Origin of the sequence: Robinsoniella sp. RHS (assembly GCF_001029355.1) — a bacterium.
In the GTDB taxonomy this organism is placed as follows: domain Bacteria; phylum Bacillota; class Clostridia; order Lachnospirales; family Lachnospiraceae; genus Robinsoniella; species Robinsoniella peoriensis.
On sequence record NZ_JNGB01000200.1, the window covers coordinates 1 to 11,293 of the forward strand.

Sequence of the window (11,293 nt, forward strand, 5' to 3'; positions counted from 1 at the left end):
GCAAATTCATTCCGGGAGTCCATTAATATCAAAGCACCTTCCATTGAACAAAAGACCGGAAAGTTAAGCGGGGGAAATCAACAGAAGGTACAGCTTGCAAAATGGATTTTTGTAAATCCGAATGTCTTAATTCTGGACGAGCCTACTAGGGGAATTGATGTTGGCGCAAAGTTTGAGATTTATTCTTTAATGAATAAGCTGGTAGAACAGGGAATGAGCATTATTATGATATCGTCTGAATTACCGGAGGTACTGGGAATGAGTGACCGGCTTTATGTAATGTCGGAGGGCAGGATTACCGGGGAACTAATAGCGGAAGATGCTGATGAAGAAAAGGTTATGGAGATGGCAATCAGATCATAGGAGGTTGAAGGAATGAAGGAACATAAAGAAAAGCAAGGGTTAGGAAAAGAGATTGTTTCCCTGTTAAGAGCAAATATCCGTGATTATATGATGTATATTGCATTAATTTTGATTATGGGATTTTTTACATTTAAAACAAACGGCGGATTTATTACAGCCAGAAATTTAACCAATCTCATTAATCAGGCAGGATATGTGGCAGTATTGGCGATCGGGATGACAATCATTTTGATTTTAAAGCATATCGATCTGTCAGTGGGTTATGTAGCGGGATTCTGCGGAGCGGCAGCAGCAATTTTTATGACCAGATATCAGATAAATGAATGGGCAGCAATCCTTCTGGTACTGGTTCTTGGTCTGGCAATTGGATTATATCAGGGTATTCTGGTGACTAAAGTAGGGGTGCCGGCTTTTGTTACCACATTGGCGGGAATGTTTATTTTCCGTGGACTACTCAATCTGTTCTTACAGGAATCAGGAACAATTATTGTACCAAATGCAGGTTTTAACGCATTATCAAATGGTTTTATTCCGGATTTGCCCTTTGGTACCGAAATTCATCTTCTGACCCTGTTAATTGGGGCAGTGGCTGTAATCATCATGATCTTTACTCAGCTAAAAAGCAGGAAAAACAAACAGCAGTATAACTTTCCGGTTATTTCCACACCGATTTTTGTATTTAAACTGATATTCCTATCCGTTATTATCATGGTGATTATTTATGTACTGGCAAAATATAGCGGGCTTCCCTGGACCGCTGTAATTGTTGGGGTTGTGTTACTTGGATATAATTATGTATTAACGAAAACCAGACTGGGACGTTATATTTATGGAATCGGAGGCAATGAGCAGGCAGCGGAACTGTCCGGAATTAATGTGAAAAGAGTGACTTTGTTTGCATTTTGCTCCATGTCCGTATTAGCAGCTCTGGCAGGAGTTCTCTATACTTCAAGATTACAGTCCGCAACGCCCACGGCAGGTCTGGGATTTGAAATGGATGCCATTGCATCATCTTACATTGGAGGCGTGGCAGTCAGCGGTGGTGTCGGCAGGGTGACAAATACCATGATTGGAGCCTTGGTAATCATGTCCCTGACTAATGGAATGAACCTGATGGGTGTTGATATCTCTTATCAGTATGTGGTAAAAGGGATTATTTTCATCACGGCAGTAGCATTTGATGTCAGAACACGGGCAAAGGGCAGATAGTTTGAAAAATCCGGAACGCAAAATCTTGCTGTTGGTGGGCAAAAGATTCCATTGTGAAAATACTATATATTTTGCTAATATTGTACACAACAAATGGTATATTTCAACAAAATTTGACTTATGCCAGGCAGCACAGGAACACGTTGAGGGATTTTTGTGAAAAAGAAGGAGGAAACATGAGTAAAACAAACCGTTTAAAGCATTTAGGAAACAGGCTGGTGGCAGTATTGCTGTCTATTGTTCTGATAGTTCCGCTGTTGGGCAATTTTGCTCCTGTAGAGGTACAGGCGGCCACCGTTGGCATTGGCAACATGGACAACTTTACCGAAGACGGTAATATCCTGTTGTTTAACACTGGAGAAAAACAGGTAATGGTGGAGCTATGCACCGACCGTACGGTACGGGTGCAGCTGTCTGAAAACGGTGCGGATGGATATCGTCCCGCCAATGCTGAATACTACATGGTTCAGAAAAATGAATGGCCAGCCGTTAACCGGTCGGTCACGCAGGAAAATGGTGTAATATCTGTTAAAACTGCAGCCATGGAAGTAAGGATTAATCAATCACCTCTGCGTATCGGCATGTATGACCTTGAGGGAAAACTGTTGTCGAAAGACGCAGAAGATACCGGTATGTATGTGGATGGAGACAAGGTAGGCGTTAAAAAGACGGAAGGTATTGAAAATGCAGGAGGAATCTTTGGGTTTGGTTCCGGTGACCATGGACGCCGGTCAAATCTGAACCGCTACGCAACAGATTTTAATGAATTTTCCATGTCACATGGACGTCTGATAGCACCATTCTTTATGAGCACCGTGGGATACGGCATATTTTTGAATACCATCGAGAAGGACACGGTGTTTTATAAGCAGGGCGGCGGGTTCCAGACCACGGGTTACCTGGATTACTTCTTTATGTATGGACCGGATTTCAAGACTATTCTCAATGAGTATGCGGAAATCACAGGACGTATGGAGATGTACGGTAAGTGGGCGCATGGTTTTATGCTTTCCAAATATGGAAACGACAACGCAACACAAGCAGAATTTTCCCAGTGGATTCATCGGCTGAGAGACGAGGGATACCCCACAGACAGCTATGTTTTTGACTATGGATGGCGGGGCGATGTGGCAGACAATGGCGGCAACCAAACTGGCGCTGGTGAAAAATGGGGCAAGCAGATGTGGAGCAACGACATTGTAAAATTCCCCGATATTGACGGAATGTTTCAGGAGGCACGGGATATGGGCATCCGTGTGGGTCTGCACAACAACGCAGGAACCCCTGAAGCCAAGGGCGGAAAAAACCTGCATATAAATGATGATGAGTGGGTACAGTCCTACATGGACAGCGTGATTACCACCGGCTATGGAGACTGGTTCTGGCCGGATGAATTCGACGTATTGGGAAGCAACACTGCCCCCACATTCTCTTCCCTGGGCGCCTATGAGGCATGGAAAGCGTATACCGAGGAATCCCGTCCCATGTTTGTAACCCGTGGCAGCTATGCGGGACAGCATTTTGCCACAGCATGGTCGGGTGATATTAATAATACCTCCAGCGAGCTGGTAAACCAGATTGGTTTCAGCATCGACGCAGGACTTGTGGGCTACTGGTCCACCTCACACGATCTGGGCGGCTTTATGAAAAAACCCAGTGATAAGCTGTACACCAGATGGGTGTCAGAGTTTGGCGCCTGGAACGGTATCATGCGTGCTCATGGCCATGATGGGCGAGAGCCATGGCTGTATAGTGAAACTTCCCAGAATACACTGAAAAAGAACCTGGAAATCCGCTATGCACTGTACCCTTACCTGTACACAATGGCGTGGCAGGGTTACAGTGAGGGCGTACCGATGATGCGGGCAATGCTGTTAGAGGATGACAGCCAATATAACCCGGATGCATGGAATCTGAACAAACAATATTATTTTGGCGACTGGTTCCTGGTAGCTCCTGCTGCGGAAGAGACGGACACGGTGGTTCAGGTCTGGCTCCCTCCCAACACCACCTGGTATGAATATTATAGCGGTGAGCGTTATGAAGGCGGCGAGAACGGCAAGACCATCAGCGTTGCAGCAGCCCTGGAAGAAATTCCGGTGTTCGTAAAAGCCGGGGCTATCGTACCCATGGGTCCTGATGTAGATTATGCTGATGAAAAGCCGCTGGATCCCCTGACTCTGGATATTTATCCAAAGGGAACCACCACTTACACACTGTATGAAGATGATGGACAGTCACGTGAATACATAACCAAAGATGCATACAGCACCACAACCTACACCAGCGTGCAGGAAGGAAATAATATATCCTTCCGGATTGACGAACGGGATGACCACAATCCCGCAGAATACAAAACGGATGAGCGGTCTTACAACTTGAAATTTAACCACCTGAAGGTAGTGCGGGGAGTAACATTAAACAACGAAAATCTGCCTGTGCAGAACAGCCTGGAAGCTTATAATGCAGCACAGAAAGGTTATTGGCTGGACGATACAAACAATACCCTTTATGTGAAGGTACCCGATACCGGAAAAGCAATGAACATTGTGCTGGATTCCGATGGCCTGGTATTGCCTGAGGAAGGCGAGGATAATCAGGGGCTTCCGCCCCAGCGTGTTGAAAGCGGTACCCTGGTTGAACTGGAGGACCAGACATTCCTTCCGGAGGCTGGCGGTCAGGTGATTAAGGATACAGAATGGAAAGGTTATACCGGAAACGGCTTTGTAAAAGGATTCAAGATGGTTGGAGATGCGGTGGAATTCCGCGCCAACGTGGTAAAAGGCGGCACCTATGATTTGACGATCCGGGTAAATTGCGGCAAAAAGAACAGCGCGCAGTTTGACAATACGCCCCGAACCGGTGCGCTGTACCTGAATGGGGAGAAAAAGTCAGACCTGGCATTTGAGGTAACTCCTACCTGGGGTGACAGCAAAACCAAACAGGGCGACTGGCGGGAATATAAGATTGCAGGTATCAAACTAAGTTCGGGCGTACAGACGCTCAAGATTCGTTCCGAAGGCAGCAACGCCGGCAACTACAACCTGGATTCACTGAAGTTTACCAGGCTGGATACCTCGATTCCTGCTTTCCAACCTATTAAGGCGGAGAAAAATGCCCATCTTGACAACATGACTCTGGAGACAGACGGAGAGGTTCCGGTAATCAAAGCAGTGACCGACGGTGCATGGGCGCAGTTTGATGAGGTGACCGGCGAAAACAAGGCAGGCGTGGAACTGAAGTTAAAGAGCACTACCGGCGGCAGTATCATTGTGTATGAAAACGGCGTAGGTGACAAGATTTTAGCTACAGCAACGCTGCCAAATGACGGCGAATGGCATACCATCCGTGTGGCCGGCAAGAATACTGATGTGCCGGAGAGCAATATTTTCCTTGAGTTTAAAGCTCCTCAGGGTGAGGCACTGGACTGTGAAATGGAATGGTTCCGGTTTATGCGAAATGCAGATGCTTTCAATACCGTTAAGGCCGTTACTGCGGCAGAGCGAAATGGGATAAATGTCCATTCCTCCGGAACCTATCTGGTAAACATTGAGTCGGGTGACTGGGCAAGGTTTGACGATGTAAACTTTGGCGATGGCGGTGTGCAGACGGTAGCAATCAACGTTACCAGCGGTCGGCCAGGGGGAACGGCTCAGTTCTATATCGACAGTATGGAGGAAGAAAACAAAATAGCCGAGGTAGAAATTACCAATACCGGCGGCTGGAGCAACTTTAAGGACTTTACAGCAGATTGCGCCAACGTAACCGGCATACACACGGTATATATTAAATTCTCTGTGGATACGAAAGATTCTGTGTGCGACTTTATGTCCTTTAAATTTATAAAAAATAAGCTGGGAGTTGTTGCCCGGGTGGAAGGCGGAAATGCCACAGTGCAAATCAGTGAACCCTATACCGCACCGGGGCAGGATGTAATGTTCCAGGTAGGCGGATTAGACAAGAGCACTGAGATTGAGGCTATTGAAATAACCGATGCAAATGGAGCAGTTGTTCCGCTTCAGGAGGTTGTAGCGGGCAGCCGTTATACCTTAACCGTACCCCAGGCCATTCCGGCCACCGTTTTGGTGAAGCTTAGGAATAAACCTACAGTAATCAATCCGGGGGATGTATTCGAACTGGAAGACGGTAAAGGCATTACCAATGATGGCAATACTGCCCTGAGGGTAGACAGCGAGTGGAAAGGCTATACCGGAACAGGCTATGTTGCCGGGTTTAAAACCGAAGGTCAATATGTTGAGGTATTGGCAGATGTAAAGGCGGCAGGTATCTATGATCTTGAGATTCATGTAAACAACGGTAAAAAGAACAGCCCGCAGTATGACAGCACCCCGCGTACCGGCGGACTGTATGTAAACGGCGAAAAAGCAGCGGATCTGGCGTTCCCGGTAACGGACACCTGGGGCGACAGCAGTAAGAATGGCGACTGGCGTATCACGCAGGTACAGGGCGTAGCACTAAAGGGGGGCATTCAGACCATCAGAATCCGCGCCGAAGGCAGCAATGCAGGTAACTACAACCTTGACAGCGTCAAATTTGTACTAACGCAGCCAGAGGTGGAGAAATACACCATTACCTATGCAGCAGAAACAGGTGGGTCTATCGACGGAACGGCAGTGCAGGAAGTAGAAGCAGGTTCCAATACCACCGCAGTAACCGCAATTGCAGACAGCGGATATGAGTTCGTAGAGTGGAGCGACGGCAATGTAAATGCACAGCGTTTTGAAACCAATGTGCAGGCCAGCCAAACGCTGACAGCCAGCTTTAGGGAGGTCGTGAAAGACGTAACAATTACAGCCCGTTTGGAAGACGAAGCTGCAGGAAGCGTATCCGGCGGTGGAACAGTGAAAGAAGGGGAAAAAGTAACCCTCACTGCAATAGCTCATGAAGGATATTCTTTTGAAGGCTGGTATCTGGAAGGTGTAAAAGTATCCGATGCATCCGTATATGAAATTGAGGCGGCAGAAGATGGGGAATATCTTGCTAAATTCATTAAAAATGCACCTGTAAAGGTAACGATTACCGTACAGTCAGAAGATGAAACGGCAGGAACCGTGTCCGGCGGAGGAAGTGTAAACTTCGGAGAGAGCGTAACCATAACTGCCACAGCCAAGGAAGGCTACACATTTGAGGGCTGGTATCTGGGAGAAACAAAAGTATCTGATCAGGCGGAATATGAAGCAGAGGCAACGGAGGATGCGGCATACATAGCACGGTTTACGAAAAATGCCGTACAGCAGGTGACGATCACAGCCAAAGCAGAAGAAGGCGGAACGGCAGAAGGTACAGCAAGGGTAGACGTTGGAACAAAGGTAACGCTTACAGCCACAGCCAATAAAGGCTATGTATTTGAAGGCTGGTATCTGGATAATGTCAATGTCTCCAAAAATGCAGAATACGAAGTGGAAGCCCGTCAGGATGCCACATATGTTGCCCGTTTCACAAAAGAAGAAGAGCCGCAGCCGGAAACGGTGAACATAACCGTGGAGGCACAGCCGGGAGGAACCGTAAGTGATAGCGGAACTGTTACGAAGGGTGAATTATTTACCATAACGGCTTATCCAGATGATGGATATCGGTTCACAGGCTGGTATCTGGAAGGCGAAAAAATATCGGATGATTTAAGCCTGGAAGTAATGGCAGTAGAGGATGCGGTATATACAGCATACTTTGAAGAAAAACCAAAAGAAATGATAACGATTCAGGTTGTGGCAGAAACAGGCGGAAGGGTATCCGGCGGTGTCACTGCGGAATACGGAACCACTGTAAAAATTCAGGCATTTGCACAGGAAGGCTATGTATTTGAAGGCTGGTATATAGGGGATATGAAAGTATCATCACAACCGGAATATACAATAAATGCTTTACAGAACACCGTATATACCGCAAAATTTGTTAAGAAAGAAGCGCCAAAGCCACAAAAAGTTACCCTTACGGTAAAAGCGGAAACAGGCGGTACAGCAACAGGCGGTCAGACAGTGGATGCCGGAAGCAAGGTTGATTTAACGGCAAAACCATCCGCTAAGTATACGTTTGAGGGCTGGTATCTCAATGGAAAGAAAGTATCCACAACCGCAAAGTATACGGTAACGGTTTATGAAAACGTAACTTATACAGCTAAATTCAAAAAGATTACGGCGCCGAAAAAAGTAAGCGGATTAAAAGCATCTAATCTGAAAACAAACCAGATGAAAATAACCTGGAATAAAACCAGCGGTGCAAAAGGCTACGAATTAAGCCGCTATAATCCGGATAAAAACAAATGGTACGTAGTAAAAACCACAGGCCAGACAAGTTATACGGTAAAAGGCTTAAGCGCCGGAACAATTTACAAATACAGGGTAAGGGCATATACGTTATCCGGAAGTAAAAAGCTGTTCGGTAAATATTCAAAATACTTAAAGACAGCAACGACACCGAAAAAACCGGCACTCTCTGCTAAAGCAGCTTCTAAAACAAGCGTGAAGCTTTCCTGGAAAAAGGGAACAAAGGCAGATGGATTTGCCATTTATATGAAGACCGGAAAAGGTGGCTTTACCAGGATTAAAAACGCATCTGCAGCACGTACTGCATATACAAAGACAAAACTGAAAAAGGGTAAGACTTACCAGTTTAAGATGCGTGGATACAAGAAGGTTGGAGATACTAAAGTATATGGAAATTATTCGAAGGTTCGAACAGTAAAATTGAAATAAAATAAGATATATTAAAACACCCTCTGAGCAGGGCAGTGATTCTTGATATTTATAAACAGGTTATGTTTGTAAACAGGAATAGCTGCCTTGCTTTTTTTCTGTGATGGAATACAAAGTATCAGAATCGGGGATAATGTAGAAATACTTCATATATCGGAGGAGAGATAAATTATGGATGACATCATTGTAAGGCTGCATTCGGTAGAAATAAAAAACTTTAAAAATACTGCATATGGAAAAGTAGAGATGCCTTCCCGGATCCAACAGGGCATAGTGCTGGATACTTCTGAAATATTGGGGATTTACGGACAAAATGGCTCCGGAAAGACTACGGTAATTGATACGCTTTTCTATGTGCAGAAGATAATCATGGGGCTTAGTATTCCGGAAGAACTGGTTAATTATATTACCAGCGGGCAGGATTATGCTAAAGTAAAAGCAGTGTTTCTGGTGACCGGAAAGGAACGGCAGTTTGAGGTGGAGTATGAGCTTTGGTTCCGCAGAACAGAAGAAAATACTGCTGTTATTTCAAAAGAATCATTATCTGCTGCTAAGATCGTACAGGGTGAGTACACACAAAAGTATTTATTTATGGAATATACTGCAGAAGATACGGAAGGTGTATTTACGCCAAAAGAAATGCTGGAGGATGTGATTCTTGGAAATGAAGAGAACGGTACGAACCTGATTGTAGCAAAAAAAGTTGCCCGGATTCATAATTGTTCCTACATCTTTGGAGAGACCAGCCGGGAGATTTTCTGTAATGAGAGTGGGGAGAATTTTCTGGATTATGCATTTTTGATTCAGTCCCTATACAACTATGCAATGATGGATCTATTTGTTATCCGGGATTCGCACTCCGGTGCAATCAGCGCGGATTTTCTTTTGCCCGTGGCATTTCGGGTTACAGACCGCAAGTCAGCCACCAGAGGTGATTTTGTAATTGCTTTAAAAGAACCCACTCTTGTGGAGGAAAGCCGTTTTGAACTGTTGAAGCAAATTGTGGGGGAAATAAATATCGTACTTGCCACCATTATACCGGGTATGACATTGGATATTAAAGATTATGGACAGCAGCTTGTGGAGAATGGCGGTGTCGGGCGAAAGGTGGATCTTACTTCCAGGCGTGGTGAGATGGAGATTCCCATACGATTTGAGTCAGATGGAATCGTTAAGATTATTTCCATCCTCAATGTGCTGATCCGGGCATACAGCGATCCGGGCATCTGCCTGGTTGTGGATGAACTGGACGCCGGTATTTATGAATATCTATTGGGAGAGCTTCTGGATATATTCAATAAAGGGGCAAAAGGGCAGCTGATATTCACTTCCCACAATCTGCGGGCTTTAGAAATGTTGGGCAATGACAGTATCTTGTTTTCCACAGCCAACCCGGACAACCGGTATATCAGAATGGAGCATACGGGAAACAGCCTGAATCTGCGGGATGCCTATATCCGCAGCATCACCTTAGGCGGACAACAGGAATGTATCTATACCGATACGGACAGTATCAAGATTGCGAGGTCATTTCGTAAAGCAGGGAGGGAAATTACAAATGCCAGATAAAGAGAAGAAAGTGATTATATTTATTGTGGAAGGTCCCAGCGATGAAGGAGCAATCGGATCTATTGTGAAGGAGTATTTTTCAAGCAGTGAGGTAAAGTTTCACGTAATTCATGGGGACATCACAGCCCGGGGAAGTGTGAACTCTGACACGATTATTAAGAGAATCAATGACTGTATGGAGGATGTTAAAACAAAATACAGATACACGGATGAGGATATCTTAAAAGTCATCCATCTGTCTGACCTGGATGGTGCATTTGTGACTGCGGAAAATGTCATACAAAAAAAGTCAGGTCCCACGGTTTACTATACCGACCACATTGAAACCTCAAATGTAGGTTCTCTGATAAAGCGAAATCAATTGAAATCAGAGTTGTTATATAAGCTCTCCGCTACCGGTAAAATTAACGAAGTGCCTTACCGCATTTATTATATGTCCTGTAATCTGGAGCATGTGTTATTTAATGAACTGAGGGAGTTTAGCAGTGAAGAAAAATGGGAGTACTCGGATACTTTTGCGGAGAGGTTTGAGGGAAAGCCGGAAGAATTCATTGAATTTTTAGGAAAAAATCAGGTGGCGGTAGATGGAACCTATAAAGAAACCTGGGATTTTATACAGGAAGGGGAAAATTCGCTGAATAGGTTTACTAATTTTCAATTGGCATTTCAGGGGTGAATAGCGTAAAAAAAGTGATTGACATAAAATTAGTTCGGCGCTATAATTGTTTGTGACCAAACAGTTATAGCGCTAATTTTATGTAAGAAAGGGATCGTAAATGAGAAAAAGAGACGTTGGACGTGAAATACATGCACTTTCCAATCTGCTGGGCCGCAGGATAGAAGCAGAGAAAAAGCAGCAGGGAATGCAGGACGTTACACCCATGCAGACCTGGATTATAGGCTATCTCCAGGAACATAAGGGGCAGGATATCTTCCAGAGGGATATTGAACGCGATTTTACGATTACCCGTTCAACAGTAACCGGAATACTGAAGCTGATGGAGAAGAATGGATTAATATACAGAGTCAGCGTTCCGGAGGATGCAAGATTAAAGAAACTGATACTTACGGAAACGGGAGAAGCAATGTATCAGAAAGTCAGGCAGCATATAGAAGATACGGAACGGATGCTTGTCCAGGGGTTTACGGAGGATGAAGTAGAAGCCTTATTAAACATGATGGACAGGTTAAGAGTAAATCTTGAGACTCTTTAGGCGGCTGCTGTACGATTGCCGTAGGAACTGGCGGACCCGGCCGGTAAGCTGGGATAGATATGAGAAACATGCATCTGCGTGTTTCTTATATTTTCCCTATGATGTTTGGTTACGAACAGTATGTATACGAATTATTCGTGTACAAACAGATAATGTGGAGGTAAAAAAATGATTAAAAAATTAATGAAAAGTATACGGGAGTATAAACGGGATTCCATATTGACT

General features: G+C 44.9%; 6 protein-coding genes. All 6 read left to right on the forward strand.

What is annotated here, in order from left to right:
- Positions 1 to 363, forward strand: a 363-nt coding sequence (locus RHS_RS28235) for an ATP-binding cassette domain-containing protein (protein WP_047835068.1), incomplete at its 5' end; no start/stop codon positions are given.
- A 12-nt stretch (positions 364 to 375) separates the two neighbouring features.
- On the forward strand, positions 376 to 1,572 hold the full coding sequence (locus RHS_RS28240) for a sugar ABC transporter permease (RefSeq protein ID WP_047835069.1): 1,197 nt from the start codon (positions 376 to 378) through the stop codon (positions 1,570 to 1,572).
- Positions 1,573 to 1,748: 176 nt separating this feature from the next.
- Positions 1,749 to 8,285 carry a TIM-barrel domain-containing protein gene (locus RHS_RS28245; RefSeq protein ID WP_047835070.1) on the forward strand — a complete coding sequence of 2,179 codons (6,537 nt, stop codon included), beginning with the start codon at positions 1,749 to 1,751 and terminating at the stop codon, positions 8,283 to 8,285.
- A 171-nt stretch (positions 8,286 to 8,456) separates the two neighbouring features.
- On the forward strand, positions 8,457 to 9,854 hold the full coding sequence (locus RHS_RS28250) for an AAA family ATPase (protein ID WP_047835071.1): 1,398 nt from the start codon (positions 8,457 to 8,459) through the stop codon (positions 9,852 to 9,854).
- Entirely contained in the window at positions 9,844 to 10,530 is a 687-nt protein-coding gene (locus RHS_RS28255; RefSeq protein WP_027295488.1) for a hypothetical protein, read from the forward strand. Before RHS_RS28250 ends, RHS_RS28255 begins: the two co-directional genes overlap by 11 nt.
- Positions 10,531 to 10,630: 100 nt before the next feature.
- Positions 10,631 to 11,068 carry a MarR family winged helix-turn-helix transcriptional regulator gene (locus RHS_RS28260; protein WP_047835072.1) on the forward strand — a complete coding sequence of 146 codons (438 nt, stop codon included), beginning with the start codon at positions 10,631 to 10,633 and terminating at the stop codon, positions 11,066 to 11,068.
- The last annotated feature ends 225 nt before the right edge of the window (positions 11,069 to 11,293 follow it).